The following is a 17,291-nucleotide window of genomic DNA, read 5'->3' on the forward strand; positions in this document are numbered from 1 at the left end:
CCCGCCGGATTGGTGGATACAGGTGGAATCTCGTACGGAACTCCGCCAGAAGGGATGACTATCGGCGGGTAGTGGTTATCGGTTTATGTATCTCCCCGTCGACACTCTTCCAAGAGCGCTATATGATCAGTAATACCCCGCTGTTACTCGGCGATGTCCTCGACGGGTTTCGGATCGGCTTTGGCTATCTCTGGGTCGCGGGGTGGGCGATTCTGTCGGGTGTGATGGTGACCAGCCTCGTTCAGTTGTACGTCTCGAAAGAGCGTATGGCCGCATACCTCGGTGAGCAGGATCCGAAGGGGATCGGACTGGCAACGATCTTTGGTGCGGCCAGTAGCGGCTGCAGCTACGGCGGGGCCGCCATCGGTAAAGGGCTCTTCATGAAGGGCGCGCACCCGGCAAATGTGTTTACGTTCATGTTCGCCAGCACGAATATTATTGTCGAACTGGGCCTGATGTTACTGATCCTGCTGGGCTGGCAGTTCCTGCTTGGCGAGTTGATCGGCGCGATTTTCCTGATAATACTCGTGAACGTCATCGTGCGGGCGACACTGCCCGCCGAAATGTTCGAAACCGCACGCGAAGAGTTACAGGCCCGCGACCGGGAAGCGGACATCTCCCAGGACCCGAGCTGTGGAACGGAAGGGACCGACGAGTACACGATCACGACAGACGGCGGTGAGAAGTTGCGGTTCTGCTCGAAAGGATGCCTGGAGACGTACGAGCAACGGCTGGCCGCACGAGGGAACTGGCGTAACGGGCTGACATCGTGGGGTGGCTGGTACCGGCTGGGAAACCAGTACCGCAAGGAATGGTCGATGATCTACAAAGACGTCATCTTCGGCTTTCTCATCGCAGGGTTCGTGATCGTGTTCGTCCCGCAGTGGGTATGGGACACGCTATTCATGCAGGGCGACGGAATACTTGTGAGCGCCCAGAACGCGGTGATGGGCGTGACCATCGCAGTGATTAGTTTCGTGGGAAGCATCGGAAACGTCCCGTTTGCCGCCGCACTCTGGTTCAGTGGCGGCATTGGCTTCGCCGGCGTTATCGCGTTCATCTACTCGGACCTGATCACCATTCCCGTACTCAACGTGTTTCGGAAATACTATGGCTGGCACGTCATGCTGTACATCCTCGGCGTTTTTTTCGTCTCGATGGCGCTGACCGGGTTTCTCATCGGCCAACTCTTCGGCTACCTGGGACTTGTTCCGCAGGTGGTCGGGGAAGCCGATCCGACCGCCCAGACTTTCTTCGAGTTCGACTTCACGTTTGTCATGAACACGGTCTTCCTGACGTTGTCCGCCTTCCTTCTGTTCGTCTACTGGCGAGGGATTGGTGCTCCGTCCGAGCATCGGGATCCGATTTGCGGGATGCGTGTCGAGGCGGACGACCGGAGCGTGGAATACGACGGAACGATCTATCGCCTCTGCTCTCGGTCGTGCCAGCGAACCTTCGAAGAGAATCCAGAAGACTACGCCGACACGCACGAGGACGGGCCAAGCGATACAGGACCGCACGACCACCATTAAGTGCTCTTGACAAACAATAGGGAATTCAACTGGTTGGTCGGTATTTGTGTTCCCTCTACGTAACGCGAGTTTCACTTCCCACTCTGAACAACGAAATCGTGCTCCTATCTGCTGGTCCAGACGGCTCGAAGCGTTCGAAGCGGACGGACGGTGACGCGTCTGGTCGGTGTTAGGAAAACCGCAAAAACGGAGCCGTTACTCCTCGGCGCCTTCGAGTTCCTCGACGATCTCGTCGGCGTCGACGTCGGCCTCCTCGAGGGCTTCCTCGATGTCGGCCTCGCCGCCGGCGCCGCCCATGCCGCCCATCATGCCGGGCATGCCCATGCCGCCCATGCCGTCGATGACCTCCTGGACGATGACGCGGTCGACGCCCAGCTTGTCGATGACGTCCTGGCCGATCTGCTGTTTGCCCATCATCCACTGCTGGTTCATCGTCATCTGGGGCGTGGCCTCGAGGTAGAGCGTCTCCTTCTCGACGACCTCGGTCTCGAACTCGGGCTCGGCATCCTCGTCCTCGTCGTCGTCAGGCTCGACCGGGACCTCCTCCTCGACCTCGTCGGTCTCGATCCAGAGGTCGGGCTCCATCCCGAGATACATCTCGAACAGGCCGGCGGCCTGCTGTTCGATGTCGTCGACCTCCTCGACGACCTCGTACTCGTACTCGACGTCCTCACCCGCGAGCGGGTGGTTGAAGTCGACGCGGGCGCGGCCGCCGACGATCGTGCTGATGTAGCCCTGCTTGCCGTCGATCTGGACGTTCGCACCGGGGTAGCGGTCGTCCTCGTCGATCTTCTCGGCGCTGACGGTCTGGACGTCGTCCGGATCGTACTCGCCGAAGGCCTCCGCGGCCTCGATCGTGACGCTGCCGGAGTCGCCGACCTCGCCGCCGATGATCGCGTCCTCGACCTCGTCGAAGATGTGGCCCTCGCCGAGGACGAGCGTTCGCGGCTCGAACTCCTCGGCCTGGTCGGCGACGCCCTCCTCCTCGGCGACCTCGGGGTCGGTCGTGTCGACCAGCTGGTCGTCCTCGGTTGTGTAGGCGGTGTAGGCGAGCTTGACGAAGTCGCCGGCCTGAAGCCCCTCGGCTTCGTCGGCGTCTGCGTTCTCGTCGACGTCATCGGCCTGCGCTTCGGCTTCGGCTTCCTCTTCCTCGGTCATACGTTGTACGTCCGCCCGTCTACATTTAAGTACGACGTTTTCTCCCGAGAGCGACCGATACTTACGGCCCGTCCGCGTTCCCCGACGCATGTACGAGGTCGAGGTCAAGGTCCCCGCCGATCTCGAGGCCGTCCGCGCTCGACTGGACGACCTCGAGGCGGCGCCGATCGGCGCCGTCGTTCAGGAGGACACCTACTACGACGCGCCCCACCGCTCGTTTTCGGAGACCGACGAGGCGCTTCGGATCCGGTCCGAACGGCCCGAGAACGATCCCGACGAGACTCGACTCACCTACAAGGGCCCTCTCGTCGACGACGCCTCGAAGAGCCGCGAGGAGGTCGAGACCGCCGTCGGCAGCGGCGAGAAGGTCGATACCGTCCTGACGAAGCTGGGGTTCGAGCCCGCCGCGACGGTCCGCAAAGAGCGCGACCGGTTCGAACTCGAGGACTATACGATCACGCTCGACCGGGTCGACGACGTCGGCGAGTACGTCGAAGTCGAGACCGAGGTCGCGAGCGAAGCTGACCTCGAGTCCGCACGCGAGGGCGCGTTCGACATCCTCGAGCGACTGGGACTCGATCCCGACGAGCAGCTCCGGACGTCGTATCTGGAGCTGTTGCTCGAGGGCTGACCGGGAGAGATTACCCGAGCGCATTTTCTCGACTCGAGCTGTTTCCGCAAGTTATAGAACCACGCTCGGTCAACTCGAAGTAATGAGTCAGCGGAATATCCGGGTCGAGCCGATCGACCGGCAGGCAGTAGAGGACCAGGAGGTCGAGATCGTCGAGCGGAAGGGGATCGGTCACCCCGACTCGATCTGTGACGGCGTCGCCGAGAGCGTCGCCGGGGCGCTCGCCCGCGAGTACATCGACCGTGTCGGCGAGGTGCTCCACTTCAACACCGACGAGACCCAGCTGGTCGCCGGCGAGGCCGCACCCGCCTTCGGCGGCGGCGAGGTCGTCGATCCCATCTATCTGCTGATCGTCGGCCGCGCGACCAAACGCTACGAGGGGCAGATGATCCCCGCCGAAACGATCGCGCTGCGGGCCGCCCGCGAGTACCTCGAGGAGACGGTTCCGCAACTCGAGTACGGCGAGGACATCGTCGTCGACGTCAAACTCGGCGAGGGCAGCGGCGACCTCCAGGAGGTCTTCGGCGAGGACGAGGTGAGCGTCCCGATGGCCAACGACACCAGTTTCGGCGTCGGCCACGCCCCGCTGACCGAGACCGAGCGGATCGTCCTCGAGGCCGAGCGCCGACTGAACGGCGAGTACGCGAGCACCCACCCCGAGCTCGGTCCCGACGTGAAGATCATGGGCAAACGGGAGGGCGACAGGATCGACGTCACCGTCGCCGCGGCGATGATCGACGAGTACATCGCCGACCTGGACGAGTACGCCGACGCCGTCGAGTCGGTCCGCGAGTTCGTCGGCGAGGTCGCGGACGACCACACCGACCGCGAGGTCGACGTCCACGTCAACACCGCCGACGACTACGAGGAGGGCTCGATCTACCTCACCGTGACCGGGACCTCTGCCGAGCAGGGTGACGACGGCTCGGTCGGTCGGGGCAACCGCGCGAACGGCCTCATCACGCCCAACCGCTCGATGTCGATGGAGGCGACCAGCGGGAAAAACCCCGTCAACCACATCGGGAAGATCTACAACCTGCTCTCGACGTCGATCGCCGAGTCGGTCGTCGACGACGTCGACGGCATCCGCGACCTGCGTGTACGGCTGCTCTCCCAGATCGGCCGCCCGATCGACCAGCCCCACGTCGCCGACGTCCACGTCGTCACCGACGAGGGCGTCGCGCTCGAGGACGTCGAGGGCGACGTCGAGGCCATCGTCGACGCCGAACTCGGCGACGTCACCGAGATCACCCGCCAGGTGATCGACGGCGAGCTGACCACGTTTTAACTACCGGCACGATCTCCGTCCTTCGGAATAATCAAGACCGGGTCCGGCCTATCGGGTTACGAATCGAAACACTGGCATGTCCGAAACGCCCCCGGACTCGAGCGAGCCGCTCGACGTCTCCCCCCGGTCGGTCGTCCTCGCCGTCGTCGCGAGCACCTTCTTCGTCGGGTTCGGCGGCGGCGTCATCTTCCCGATCCTGCCGAACCTCGGGGAAGTGCTGGGCATCTCGGCGTTCATGGTCGGGGCGATCCTCGCGGCCAACCGCTGGACCAGACTGGTCGCGAACGCGCCCGCGGGCGTGCTCGTCGATCGGATCGGCACCCGGAAACCGTTCATCGCGGGGCTGGCGATCGAGGGCGTCGCGACGTTCGGCTACGTCGTCGCCCTGCTCGCCGCCCATCCGTCGCTGTGGTTCCTCCCGGACGTCCCCGAGGCCTGGTTCATGGTCGCTCGAGTCATGTGGGGCGTCGGCAGCGCGCTCGTGTTCGCGACGGCCTACACGATCACGGCCGACGTCAGCGACTCCGGCTCCCGGGGAACGAGCATGGGGATCGTCCGCGCGGGGATCACCTTCGGCTTTCCCGCGGGACTCGTGCTGGGCGGCGTCGTCAGCGAGACCTACGGCAACGCCGAGGCGTTCGTCCTCGCGGCCGCCTTCGCCGGGCTGGCGAGCATCATCGCCTTCTTCGTCGTCCCCGAGACCCACGTCGAGGAGCGCGACTCCTCGGTCAAACCGTGGGACCTCGAGCTGACCGTCCCCGCGCTCACCGTCGGGCTGGTCAACTTCGGGCTCTACTTCGCGTACGTCGGCGTTCTGTTCTCGACGCTGGTGATCTACCTGCAGGTCGAGGCGCTGACGATCTCGGCGACGGCGTTCGGCTACGACCTCGAGTACGGCGCACAGGGGACGTCGGGGATGCTGATGGCGGTTTCCGTGCTGGCCGGTGCGGTGTTTACGATTATCGGGGGCGCGCTGAGCGACTCCGTCGGCGCACGGGTTCCGATTCTCGTCCTCTTTCTGGTTACGGCCTGCGTCGGCTTCGCTGTCCTGACGGTGGCGCCCTCGCTACCCGCCGTCGTGCTCGCCTGCGCGCTGATCGGGGCGGGGCAGGGCGGCGTCGGCGGTCCGCTGACCGCCCTGCTGGCGGATCTCACCGAGGAGGATCGGATGGGACGGGCGATGGGGACGAACAACGTTCTCGGCGACGTCGGCGGCGGACTCGGGCCGATGATCGCGGTGCCGTTCGCCGAGACGATCGGGTTCGAGGTGATGTACGCGGCGAGCACCGTCGTTCCCCTGCTGGCCGGTGCGGTCCTCGTCGCGGGCGTCTACAGCCACACCGGGAGCCTGAACCCGACCGTCGAGGAGTCGACCGCCTGACCTCCCGGCCGTCTCGCACCCTGGCGGTATCGCCGCGAGGGCAACGATTTTTACGCGAGCGATGCTGCCTCCTCCATGGACCTTCACGACGCGCTCAGCGGGATCACCTGTCCGACCGTCACGCCGTTCGACGACGGCGAAATCGACGAGGCCGCGCTCGTCGACCTGCTCGCACACCTCCGCGAGGGCGGAATCGACGGCGTCTTCGCCTGCGGCACCTCCGGCGAGTTCCCGAGTCTCGGTCCCGAGGAACGCCGTCGCGTGATCGAGCTGACCGTCGACCACGCCGACGGCCCGGTGATCGCCTGCTCGGGCGCGACCAGCGTCCACGAGGCGGTCACCCACGTCGACAACGCCGCCGACGCCGGTGCGGACGCGGCCGCGCTGGTGCCGCCCTACTTCACCCCCGCGAACGCCCCCGTCGGCAACGAACGGTTCTTCGAGCGAGTCGCCGCGGAGACGACCCTGCCGATCGTCCTCTACAACATCCCCCAGTACACGGGCCAGCGGATCGAACCCGAGACGGTCGCGGCTCTCGCCGAACGGGACGAGTTCGTCGGGATCAAGGACTCGAGCGGCGACCTCACGTACTTCCAGTCGCTGGTTCGGGAGACCCCCGAGGAGTTCCTGTGTCTGATGGGCTACGACTCGCTGCTCGTGCCGTCGATCCGGCTGGGCGGGGACGGCGGGATCAACGCGCTGTCGAACGTCGTCCCGCGGACGTTCCGCGAGGCGGTCGACGCGGCCGAGACCGACCGCGGGCAGGAACTCCAGGCCGAGGCGATCGCCCCGCTGTTCGAGACCTGCGCGAGCCACGGGTTCGCCCAGGCGACGAAGATGGGGCTCGTCCACCGCGACGTGATCCCCACCGACGAGGTCCGCCCGCCGCTGGTCGCGACCGACGACGCGGCGACCGACGAGATCCGGACGGTCCTCGAGGAAACCCTCGCGGTCGCCGAGCGCTAGCGTCCGCCCCTCGTAATTCCCTTATACCCGCGCCCGGCTACGATCCGGTATGCACCCGCCGGGAGCCGACACCGTCCTCGTCCGCCACGGGGATATCAACACCAAGAGCAACACCGTCAAGCGGTACATGGAGGGGCTCCTCGCGGAGAATCTCGAAGCGATCCTCGAGGACCGATCGGTTCCCGGGGAGGTCGAGCGCCGGTGGAGTCGACTGTTGATCCACACGACCGAGGCGGCGGTCGAGGACGCGACGGCCGCGGCGGCCGACGCGTTCGGGGTCGTCTCTGCCAGCCCGTGTCTGACGGTCAGTACCGAGAAGGAGCTGATCCTCGAGGCGCTCGAGGAGACCGCGCGCGCCCGCTACGACGGCGGCAGCTTCGCCGTCGACGCCCGACGGGCCGACAAGGACCTGCCCTACGACAGCGAGGACCTCGCCCGGGAGGGCGGATCGGCGATCTGGGCGGCCGTCGCCGACGAGTTCGAACCCGAAGTCGACCTCGAGGACCCCGATCTGACCTTCGGCGTCGAGGTTCGCCGGGAGGGGGCGTTCGTCTCCCTCGAGGAGCGGTCCGGCCCGGGCGGGCTTCCGCTCGGCGCCCAGGAGCCCGTGATCGCGATGATCAGCGGCGGGATCGACTCGCCCGTTGCGGCCTACGAGATGATGAAACGCGGGAGCCCGATCGTCCCGGTGTACGTCGACCTGGGGCCGTTCGGCGGGATCGACCACGAGGCCCGGGCGATGGAGACCGTTCGCGTGCTCTCGCGGTACGCCCCCAACTTCGACATGCAGGTGTACAAGATCCCCGGCGGAGAGACGATGTCGCTGCTCGTCGAGGAGATGGAGGAGGGCCGGATGCTCTCGATGCGCCGATTCTTCTACCGGGCCGCGGAGGTGCTGGCCGAGCGCGTCGACGCCCACGGGATCGTCACCGGCGAGGCCGCCGGCCAGAAGTCGAGCCAGACCGTCCAGAACCTCGGCGTCACGAGCCGCGCGACCCGCCTGCCGGTCCACCGCCCGCTTCTCACTCGAGATAAGGCCGAGATCGTAGCCCAGGCCCGCGAGATCGGCACGTTCGCGGAGTCGACGATCGACGCCGGCTGCAACCGCGTCGCGCCCGATCGGGCCGAGACCAACGCCCGGCTGAAACCGCTACTCGAGGCGGAACCCGAGGACCTCTTCGAGCGAGCAGAGGAGGCTGCACGAAACGCGGAGTTGGTCGAGCCCTGACGGTCCGACCACGTCCTCGAGGCCGTTAGCTTCCCACCGCCACGGCGTTGCAAACGCTTGCTCGGTTTCCGAGCCGAGTGCTGCACCGATCGGCTGTAACGATCGACGGATAACCGTCGTATCGCTATCGATTCTCCTCGAGAGTCCACTTTGAACTATCCTCTCTCTTTCAAGCAATGCAAACGATCACAAGTACCAATACGAAACCTGTCGAGCGAAAGCATGGTTATGGTGGTCAACAGGGAGTCGGTTGAACGGCGAACGGTACTGAAAACGATCGGCGCGGTCGGCGCGATCGGAAGCGTGAGCGGCGTCGCCTCGGCGAGCGGGGGCCGCGGCCGGAGCCCACGGCTCGAGCTAGTCGGTCACTCGACGCTCGGCGCCCGCGACGGCGCGAACACCCACGCCGCGGTGAACGAAGACCTCGACCTCGCGGCGGTCGGGTCGTTCGTCTCGGTCGATCCCGAAGTACGGATCGTCGACATCTCGGATCCGACCGATCCGGAGATGACGGCGACGATCGAAACGGGCTTCGGCGGCGACATCCGCAACTCGGACATCCACCCTACGGAGCCGCTGATCTTCACCGCCAACGAAGGCCCCGGAGAGGGTAATTGGGCGATCGTCGATGCGGAAGACAAGCACGACCCCGAACTCATCGGTAATTACACCGTAGACGGTGCGGGCAGCGGCACGCACAACGTGCAGGCCTACACCCACGGCGACGACGACTTCCTCATCACGTGCGGTCACGGACGCGGGTTCGTCGTCTTCGACATCAACGACCCCGAAGACCCCGAGGAGGTATACGATTTCCAACAGGGCGACCACACCATCCACGCCGCCCACGTCCAGGGCGACTACGCCTATCTCGCCCACTGGGATGCGGGCCTGTGGATCATCGAACTGGGCGATCTGAGCGACCCCGAAGTAGTTGCATCGTTCGACTACCGGGAGCGACAGGATGACGCCGACGTCCCGCTTCGGGCGTGTCACCACACGGTTCCCCACCCCTCGGAGGACATCGTCCTGCTCGGCGAGGAGGTCGGCGGCCGCGATCCGGGGTACAAACACGTCGTCGAGGTCGATTTCGACAGCGGGGAGACCGAACTCCTGTCCTCGTTCCAGTTCCCGCAACACGCCCCGCAGCCGACCGGGACGCAGAGCTTCTGGTGGACCGGTCACTTCTCGGACTGGGGCGTCGGCGACCAGGAGGACGTCGTCTTCAGCGGCGACTACAAGGCCGGGGTTCAGGCGTTCGACGTCTCGGATCCCGAAGATCCCGTCCGCATCGACCAGTACATGCCGACCGAGGGCGTCGGCGAGGTTCGCAGCGCGGATCCCGCCCGACTGGATCTGCTGGACAACGTCCCGTTCGCCTGGGGCGCGGAGAGTCAGCTCGCCGGTGACAGCGGTCGCGTCTACGTGGCCGACGCCACCACCGGGTTCTACGTCCTCGAGCTCACGGGATACTAACGGCCTGCGCGACGATCGAATTTTTACCGTGCGACGCGTCCGGGAGACGAAACACCCATTATCGGAACGTACCCACCTCCGAACAGTGACTTGCGTCTGTCTCGTCGGCGACCCCGAGGTGAACCTCCAGTACGAACTACTCTCGAGGGAGACCTCCCGCGAGGCGCTCGCGACCTACGATCTCGAGCGACCGTTCGAGAACGCCCTCGCCGTTCGCACGGTCAGCGTCGGCGCGGCGGTCTCGCTGCTGAACGACCTGGACTGGTATCTCACCCGGTTCGTCGACGAGGCGCTCGTCCAGGAGCCCTCGGTCAGCGAGACGGAGTGGCTCTCGCGGGCGCTGGCCGACGAACTGCGAAACGGGGCCCTCGAGGCCGGCGACACCGGCGAGTTCTGCAAGATCTACGGGCTCGAGCGCCCCGACGAACCCGAGGAAGGAGCGGACGACGACGGCGAGGGGGCCGAGGAAACCGAGGTCGCCCCGACGAGACCCCGGCTCGTCGAACCGCTGTACGTTCGCCGCACCGACGGCGACCTCCCCGAGTACGATCTCCGGGACGTCGCGGACACGCTGGTCGTCCGGCTGACGGAAGCCGAGTACTCGCCGTAGCGCCCGACCTCGCTTCTTTCCGGATCGATGCTACTCGCCGGTTCCGAGTTCGAACTTGTGGGCGTCGCCGTCGTGGTCGACGATCGTTACCGACCCTTCGTCGACCGGGTCGCCGCCCTCGGAGGCTCGCACCAGCCGACCCACCGTTATCTCCTGTTGTGCACAGCCGCCGGCGTCGTCGCCGTCGTCGGCGAGCGCCTCGAGCCGGATCGCTCCCGCCTCGAGTGCCGCCGTCTCGAGAACGAGTCCGTAACAGAGGTTCGGCCCGCGGGCCTCGAGCGCGACGAGCGAGGCCTCGTCGAACGCGGTCTCCTCGAGGAACGCTGCGGCCTCCTCGTCGACGGCCCGGTCCTCGAGCCACGCGTCGGCGTCCTCCCGGTCGGTCAACAGCGTCGCGGCCGGCTCCGAGCGCGGCTGGGTGGTGGTAAACGCTGCGTCCTCGATCGACGGACTCCCGTCCTCGTCACCGTTCCCGTTTCCGTCCCCGTCGTCGTCGGTTTCCTCACCGTCGTCCGCCTCGGTGTCTTCGTTCTCGCTGTCGTCTGCACCGTTCTCGCTCTCCCGGTTGTCGTCGGTCGGCGTCCCGTCGTCTTCGGTTCCGTCGTCGTCCGTCCCGTCGTTAGCGTCCGACGGATCGTCGCCGATGCAGCCGGCGAGGAGGGCGATCGTGCCAGCCGTCCCGGTCAGCAGCCTGCGCCTGGATCGACGTTCCATACTTCGAACCGATAGTCCCTGAGATAAAGAGGGTTCGCCAAGGTGAAAGAGCGACTGTAGCCTCAGTCGAACAGTCCGGTCGAGAGGTAGCGCTCGCCGCTGTCCCAGAAGACGGTGACGACCAGCGGGCAGTCCTCGGGACTTCCGCCGTCGGTCTCCGGCGTCGCCTGGGGCTGGCGGTCGAAGACGTCCGGTACCTCGGGGCAGTCGGCCTCGGGCTCGGCGATCTCCGCGGCGATCAGGTTCGCGACGAGGCTCGTCGCGCCGCTGGATTGGCCGACGAGGACCCCCTCTTCGCGGGCGAGGCGGCGACACTCGTCCTCGGCGTCCTCGAGGCGAACCGTCTCGACGCGGTCGATCAGGTCGACGTCGAGGTTGTCGCTGACGAAGCCGGGCCCCATCCCCTGGAAGTCGTCGTTACCGGGTTCGCCAGTCGAGAGGACGGCGTTTTCGGCCGGCTCGACGGCGACGATATCCATCTCGGGGAACTCCTCGCGGAGCCGTCGGCCAGTTCCCGAGAGGGTGCCGCCGGTGCCGACGCCGGCGACGAAGGCGTCGACCTCGCGGTCGCCGACCTGCTCGACGATCTCCTCGCCGGTGGTCCGGTAGTGGGCCTGCGGGTTGGCGGGGTTCTCGAACTGCCCGAGCTGGACCGCCCCCTGGGCCTCGAGCTCGTCGGCGCGCTCGCGGGCCTCCGTCATCTCGCCCTCGACGAGCTCGAGCTCGGCGCCGTAGGCGGCCATGATCCGTCGTCGCTCCTCGGATTTGGAGGCCGGCATGACGATGGTGAGATCGTAGCCGCGGGCGGCCGCGACCAGCGCGAGACCGATCCCGGTGTTGCCGCTCGTGGGTTCGACGAGCCAGTCGCCGGGCCCGATCAGCCCTTCCTGTTCGGCGGTCCGGATCATCTCGAGGGCCGGCCGATCCTTGGCCGACCCTCCCGGGTTGAAGGATTCGACCTTGGCGGCGACGGTCGCTCCCTCCGGCGAGTCGACCTGGACGAGCGGCGAGCCGATCGTGTCCAGGATACTTCCCTTCATTGCGAGCGCGTAGGAAGCCGAGACGTAAACCCGTACTGGCCCTCGCAGGACGTGCCGGTGTTGAGAACGAACGAACCGACTCGACGGCGCGCCTACGGCTGTAGCACCGACTGCGACTCGCCGCCCGCGCCCGCGATCCGCTCCTCGGCGTAGGCCTCGGCCGCCTCGAGAACGGTCGTTCCCTCCTCGTCGGCCCGTTCGATCATCCCGCGCAGGCGCCCCTCGATCGCCTCGGCCTCCGCGTAGGCCTCCTCGTAGGTGCCCCCGAAGTGGTCCTTCGCGACGGTGACCAGCCCGCCGGCGTTGATCACGTAGTCGGGCGCGTACAGGATCCCGTGCTCGCGGAGCGCCTCGGCGTGACGTCGTTCGGCGAGCACGTTGTTCGCGGCGCCCGCGACGATATCGCACTCCAGCGTGGGGATCGTCTCGTCGTTCAGGATCCCGCCGATCGCACACGGCGCGAAGACGTCACAGGACCGTTCGTACACCGCGTCGGGTTCGACGGTGTCTGCGCCGTGCTCGGTCGCGAACGCCTCGAGGGCCTCTCGGTCGACGTCCGAGACCGTCACCGAGGCCCCGGCCTCGAGCAGCTCCTCGGCGAGCGACCGCCCGACCTTCCCCAGCCCCTGGACGACGACCTCGAGGGCCTCGAGGTCGTCCCGGCCGTAGACGTGATCGACGCAGGCCCGGATCCCGCAGAACACGCCGTGTGCGGTCACTCCCGACGGGTTCTCCAACCCGTCGCTCGCGCCGACAACGTGGTCGGTCTGACGGGCGACGACGTCCATCTCCGCGGCGCTCGAGTTGATGTCGACCGACGTGATGTACCGGCCGCCCAGGCGATCGACCGCGCGGCCGTAGGCCTCGAGGGTCGCCTCGGTCCTGACCTCGTCGGGGTCCCCGAGGATCACCGCTTTCCCGCCCCCAAGCGGGAGATCGGCCGCGGCCGCCTTGTACGTCATCGCCTCCGAGAGCCGGAGGACGTCCTTCAGCGCCGCGTCCTCGGAGTCGTAGTCGAGGATCCGCGTGCCGCCCAGCGAGGGCCCCAGGGTCGTGTCGTGAATCGCGACGATCGCTCGCAGTCCCGTCTCCGGATCGGTGAAGTACGATACCTGTTCGTGGCCGGCATCGCCGATCGCATCGAATACCATACATAATAGTCCTTTCGCTTCCCGTAAAAATACTACCGGCTCGGAACGCATCTCTCACCGAACTCGGATTTGTGCCCCGGGTTCTTTCGACGGCGTCACCCCCGACGCTCGAGGGCCGGGTTTTCGCCCCGTTCCGCAGACGGTCGGCCGTCGGACGCTCCATCAGACGAAATAAATCCCCATGAGAACAACGAACACGACGAGTGGATAGAGGAGGCCGACGAGCAGTCCGTAGACGGCCAGGAGAACGCCCCACTGTCGTCTGATGGTTCTGGCCTCGCGGTCGAGGTCGTCGGGGTGAGTCGGAAGCCACCGGTAGGCGAGTACAGCCCACGTGGCGCCGAAGACGGCACCGGCTGCAAGCAGCCCGTTAAACGGGAACGCTCCGAACGTGAGCGCGGAGACGACGCCGACCGCCAGGACGGCGGTGATGCTCGCCACCAGAGCGCCCGCGAACTCGGTTCGCCGACTCACATCGGCGGCGGGCGTTCGAAAGAGACGGGCCGCGAACAGTCGAAGCGGGGTCCGTGACAGGCGGAGCCCCGAGACGATCCCGAGTACGGTGATGGCACCGACGATACCGAACGGCACTCCGACGCCGAGATAGGCGAGTGCGACGACGGCGAAGAAGCCGACGAAATCACCGAGGACGGGAAGGAATCGGCTGACGAAACCGACGACCACGGGATCCCGTGCGTCGCCGCCTTCGACCAGCGCATACACGCGGTTATCGACGGGACCGACGTAGAGGGTCTCCCCGACGACGGCCGGCTCGTTGTTGATCATGTAGTTACGATTCACCCGGTAGGTCCACCGCTCCTCTCCGTCCTGACGGTCGAGAGCGTACATCACGCCGTCGGAGCCGCCGACGAAGACCGTCTCGTCGGAGACGACCGGCCGCGACGAGAACTCGCTCGACGATCCGTACGACCACTCGACGGCGCCGGTCGCCCTCTCGACGGCGTATATCTGCCTCGGTGCCCACTCTTGGCTCCCCCCTCCCGGAACGAACAGCTGGTCGTCGGCGATCGCCATCGGTCGTGACGGGGTCCCGGTTACGTCGTAGTCGGCGGTCACCTCGCCGGTCTCGGCGTCGAGTTCCAGCGGCGTTCGGGCGTTGACGTACACTGACCCGTCGTCGACCGCTGGCGCAGCGAATCGAACCTCGTCGGGGTGTTCCGTCCGCCACCGCTCTTCGCCATCCGCGGCGTCCAACGCGACGAGTTCGTCCTCGAGGTCCGTCGTGCTCACCACGACGGTTCCACCGTCGACTGCGGGGCGTGAAATCTCGTGCGAGGCGAGATCGGTCCGCCAGCGCTCCTCGCCGTCCTCGTCGATCGACAGCACGAACCCTCCTTCGTCGTCCGTCCGGCTCTCTCCGTAGTTTTCGCCGACGACGTACAGCGTACCGTCGGCGACTGTGAGCGTCTTCCAGGAGACGGTCGTAGACTCGTAGCGGTCATCGGTGGCTTCGAACCGCCACTCGACGTCACCCGTTTCCGCGTCCAGCGCCACTACTTCGTGGCGGTCCTCCACGACGTCCCGTCCCTGCTGTTCGGAGACGTGGACGTAGACCGTCTCACCGTCGACGATCGGTTTCGACGAGGTCGTATCGCCGAGCCGGGTCCGCCACTCCCGGGATCCCTCAGCTGGATCGTAGGCGGTGACTGCCCCGCGGCGTTCCCCGCCAGCGACAAACATTCGGTCGTTGGCGACCGTTATACCTGGTCCGTAGCCGGTAACCGAAATCCAGGCGGGACCGACGTCACCGTCCGGGCCGACGGCGTTCGGGTTGAACGCCGTCTGTCCCGAGTCGTGTCCCTCCATCGGCCAGGAATCGCCGGCGGCGGGTTGGACCTCGGCCCCGCCGACCGACGAGAGCGCGACCCCACTAACGGCGATAGCGACGACGACCGCGGCCACGAGCAGCATAATTCGACCGTCTCTCCCCGAGAGTACACTCATCAGCGCAAGACTCTCGCTCGATTTATAAAAACACGTAGCAGTGCTCGTACTCGATCTCCCCTCTCTCGAGAACCCACGCTCTTTTCGATCGCCGACCGTGAGCCGACAGCGCTCGACCGTACGCCATCTACCAGTTCTTCGCGGACGGATCCGGAAGGTCGAACGGTCGCGCTCCGCACGTCCGAGTGACCGGAACGTCCTGCCAGAAACACCGTCGTTAAGCCCCCGACGACGTAACCCCTGCGTATGAGTCTCGAGACCATGCGACCGAACCCGACGTGGGACGCCGCCTCCTACGAAGACGCCGTCGACACCCTCGCAGCCCACCGCGACGAGGTGACCTACCGGGTCTGGGCCGGCGACTGGTGTAAGGACTGCCGAGCGCTGCTGCCCGACTTCGCGGCGGCGCTCGAGGCAGCCGAGATACCCGACGACCGAATCGAGGAAATCGGTCTCGACGAGAACAAGGAAGGGCCGAAGGTCGACACCTACGATATCGAGTACATTCCGACGATCGTCGTCGAGGACGACGAGGGCGAGGAGCTCACCCGGTTCGTCGAGGAAGAGGACGTCCCGCCGGCCGTCTGGATCGCGGGACAGCTCGAGTCCGAACTCGAGACCGAAACGGCCTGAGCCGTTAGAACGGCACGTCGTCGTCCAGCTCTCCACCCGCCTCCGACTCCGTGAGCCAGTCCAGCGCCTCGTCGACGTCGTGGGTCGGGGGCGAACAGGTCCGATCTCTGCAGACGTACAGCGTCGGCTCGCCGTCGCGAGCCTCGCGGCCGGCCCAGATCGGGGGTGCGGCCTCGAGTCCCAGCGCCGCGAGCCACTCCTCGAGCCCCTCGGCCGTCGGCGGACGGAGCGCGAACTGCCGATCGGGCAGGTACCGCGATCCGAACGCCTCCCGCCACTCGTCGGGCAGGTCGTCGGCCGCGACCGTGATCTCGAGGGGGCCCGCCTCGAGACGGTCGGCGGCCAGACACAGCGTGACGTGCTGGAGGGCGTTCGACTCGAGGCGACCCGCGTGGGTTCGCAGGACCGAGGCGGCGATCCCCTCGAACTCGTCGTCCTCGCCCGCGAATCCCTCGAGCGCGAGCAGGGTCTCGACCGCGACGCCCGCGGCGGCGGGCGTCGACTGGTCGGTCAGCTCCTGGGGCCGGGTCACGAGCGACTCGCCGCTCTCGGGCGTGAAGTACAGCGTCTCGCGCTCGGCGTCGTAGAACTCGGCCTCGATACCGCGGGCCAGTTCGAGCGCGAACGCGAGGTGGTCGACCTCGCCGGTAGCCTCGTAGCAGCCCAGCGCCCCGCGAGCGAGGAAGGCGTAGTCCTCGAGGTAGCCATCGACCGCTACGTCTCCGTCCTTGTACCGCCGCGAGAGCCGCCCCTCCTCGGCGTCCCAGAGCCGATCGCGGACGAACTCGAGGGCGTCGACCGCCATCTCGGCGTAGCGATCCTCGCCCAGCGCGAGGGCGGCCTCGGCGCAGGTCGAGATCATTAGGCCGTTCCAGCCCGCCAGCACCTTTTCGTCCCTATTGGGTCGCGGGCGCTCCTCGCGGGCCTCGAACAGCCTCTCGCGGGCGCTCTCGAGACGCTCCTGGACCTCGCGCTCCTCGAGGTCGAACCGGTCGGCCAGTTCGGAAGTCGAGGCCGCGAGGTTGGGCTGGTTCTGCCCCTCAAAGTTGCCCGACTCGGTGATATCGTAGCGGGCACAGAACAGCTCGGCGTCGAGATCGTCCTCGAGGACGTCCCGCACTTCCGCGGGCGTCCAGACGAAGAAGGCCCCCTCCTCGCGCTCGCCGGTTTCGGGGTCCTCGCTCTGGGCGTCCAGCGTGGCGAAGAAGCCACCCTCCTCGTGAGTCAGCTCCCGGGAGACGAACTCGAGGGTGTCCCGGACGTAGTCGGCGTACCGTTCGTCGCCGGTGAGCCGGTAGCCGGCGAGCAGCGCCCGGGGAATCTCGGCGTTGTCGTACAGCATCTTCTCGAAGTGGGGGACGAGCCAGCGGGCGTCCACCGAGTACCGGTGGAAGCCGCCTCCCAGGTGGTCCCGGATGCCGCCCCGGGCCATCTGCCTCAGCGTGTGAAGGGCCGCCTCGAGGGCGGCCTCGTCCCCGGTGAAGGCGTGGTGCTCGAGGAGAAACTCCAGGACCACGG

Annotated in this window: 15 protein-coding genes; 9 read left to right on the forward strand and 6 right to left on the reverse strand. The window is 66.7% G+C overall.

Annotated features, from left to right (window positions below; all coding sequences use genetic code 11):
- The first annotated feature begins 122 nt into the window (after positions 1-122).
- On the forward strand, positions 123-1,532 hold the full coding sequence (locus tag ACNA7R_RS11765) for a permease (protein WP_416283772.1): 1,410 nt from the start codon (positions 123-125) through the stop codon (positions 1,530-1,532).
- 195 nt (positions 1,533-1,727) lie between these two features.
- Here the strand turns inward: ACNA7R_RS11765 and ACNA7R_RS11770 are convergent, their stop codons facing one another.
- Complete coding sequence (locus ACNA7R_RS11770) at positions 1,728-2,690, reverse strand: FKBP-type peptidyl-prolyl cis-trans isomerase (RefSeq protein WP_416283756.1); 963 nt, start codon at positions 2,688-2,690, stop codon at positions 1,728-1,730.
- 88 nt (positions 2,691-2,778) lie between these two features.
- Between ACNA7R_RS11770 and cyaB the strand changes: the two genes are divergently transcribed.
- From cyaB to ACNA7R_RS11805, 7 genes are all read left to right on the forward strand, one after another.
- Complete coding sequence (gene cyaB / locus ACNA7R_RS11775) at positions 2,779-3,321, forward strand: class IV adenylate cyclase (protein WP_416283757.1); 543 nt, start codon at positions 2,779-2,781, stop codon at positions 3,319-3,321.
- A gap of 82 nt (positions 3,322-3,403) precedes the next feature.
- Positions 3,404-4,609, forward strand: coding sequence for a methionine adenosyltransferase (locus ACNA7R_RS11780; RefSeq protein WP_416283758.1), 1,206 nt, complete (start codon positions 3,404-3,406; stop codon positions 4,607-4,609).
- A gap of 76 nt (positions 4,610-4,685) precedes the next feature.
- Entirely contained in the window at positions 4,686-5,990 is a 1,305-nt protein-coding gene (locus tag ACNA7R_RS11785) for an MFS transporter (RefSeq protein ID WP_416283759.1), read from the forward strand.
- A 75-nt stretch (positions 5,991-6,065) separates the two neighbouring features.
- Complete coding sequence (locus tag ACNA7R_RS11790) at positions 6,066-6,956, forward strand: dihydrodipicolinate synthase family protein (RefSeq protein WP_416283760.1); 891 nt, start codon at positions 6,066-6,068, stop codon at positions 6,954-6,956.
- A 49-nt stretch (positions 6,957-7,005) separates the two neighbouring features.
- Positions 7,006-8,184 (forward strand): tRNA sulfurtransferase, encoded by a 1,179-nt coding sequence (locus ACNA7R_RS11795; protein ID WP_416283761.1) that lies wholly within the window; start codon positions 7,006-7,008, stop codon positions 8,182-8,184.
- A gap of 228 nt (positions 8,185-8,412) precedes the next feature.
- Positions 8,413-9,660 carry an LVIVD repeat-containing protein gene (locus ACNA7R_RS11800; RefSeq protein ID WP_416283762.1) on the forward strand — a complete coding sequence of 416 codons (1,248 nt, stop codon included), beginning with the start codon at positions 8,413-8,415 and terminating at the stop codon, positions 9,658-9,660.
- A gap of 85 nt (positions 9,661-9,745) precedes the next feature.
- Entirely contained in the window at positions 9,746-10,270 is a 525-nt protein-coding gene (locus ACNA7R_RS11805) for a DUF5804 family protein (protein ID WP_416283763.1), read from the forward strand.
- Between the two features lie 30 nt (positions 10,271-10,300).
- On the opposite strand, the gene ACNA7R_RS11810 is transcribed toward ACNA7R_RS11805, so the two are convergent.
- From ACNA7R_RS11810 to ACNA7R_RS11825, 4 genes are all read right to left on the reverse strand, one after another.
- Complete coding sequence (locus ACNA7R_RS11810; RefSeq protein ID WP_416283764.1) at positions 10,301-10,984, reverse strand: hypothetical protein; 684 nt, start codon at positions 10,982-10,984, stop codon at positions 10,301-10,303.
- 62 nt (positions 10,985-11,046) lie between these two features.
- Positions 11,047-12,024 carry a PLP-dependent cysteine synthase family protein gene (locus ACNA7R_RS11815; protein WP_416283765.1) on the reverse strand — a complete coding sequence of 326 codons (978 nt, stop codon included), beginning with the start codon at positions 12,022-12,024 and terminating at the stop codon, positions 11,047-11,049.
- A gap of 92 nt (positions 12,025-12,116) precedes the next feature.
- Positions 12,117-13,175, reverse strand: a complete 1,059-nt coding sequence (locus ACNA7R_RS11820; RefSeq protein WP_416283766.1) for a Leu/Phe/Val dehydrogenase — start codon at positions 13,173-13,175, stop codon at positions 12,117-12,119.
- A gap of 162 nt (positions 13,176-13,337) precedes the next feature.
- Positions 13,338-15,140 (reverse strand): PQQ-binding-like beta-propeller repeat protein, encoded by a 1,803-nt coding sequence (locus ACNA7R_RS11825; protein ID WP_416283768.1) that lies wholly within the window; start codon positions 15,138-15,140, stop codon positions 13,338-13,340.
- A gap of 246 nt (positions 15,141-15,386) precedes the next feature.
- Between ACNA7R_RS11825 and ACNA7R_RS11830 the strand changes: the two genes are divergently transcribed.
- A complete protein-coding gene (locus ACNA7R_RS11830; RefSeq protein WP_416283770.1) occupies positions 15,387-15,773 on the forward strand; it encodes a TlpA family protein disulfide reductase in 387 nt (128 codons plus the stop codon).
- 4 nt (positions 15,774-15,777) lie between these two features.
- Here the strand turns inward: ACNA7R_RS11830 and ACNA7R_RS11835 are convergent.
- Positions 15,778-17,291: thioredoxin domain-containing protein (locus ACNA7R_RS11835; RefSeq protein ID WP_416283771.1), on the reverse strand; the 1,514-nt coding region annotated here is incomplete at its 5' end.

Source organism: Natronococcus sp. (assembly GCF_047921035.1).
Classification (GTDB): Archaea; Halobacteriota; Halobacteria; order Halobacteriales; family Natrialbaceae; genus Natronococcus.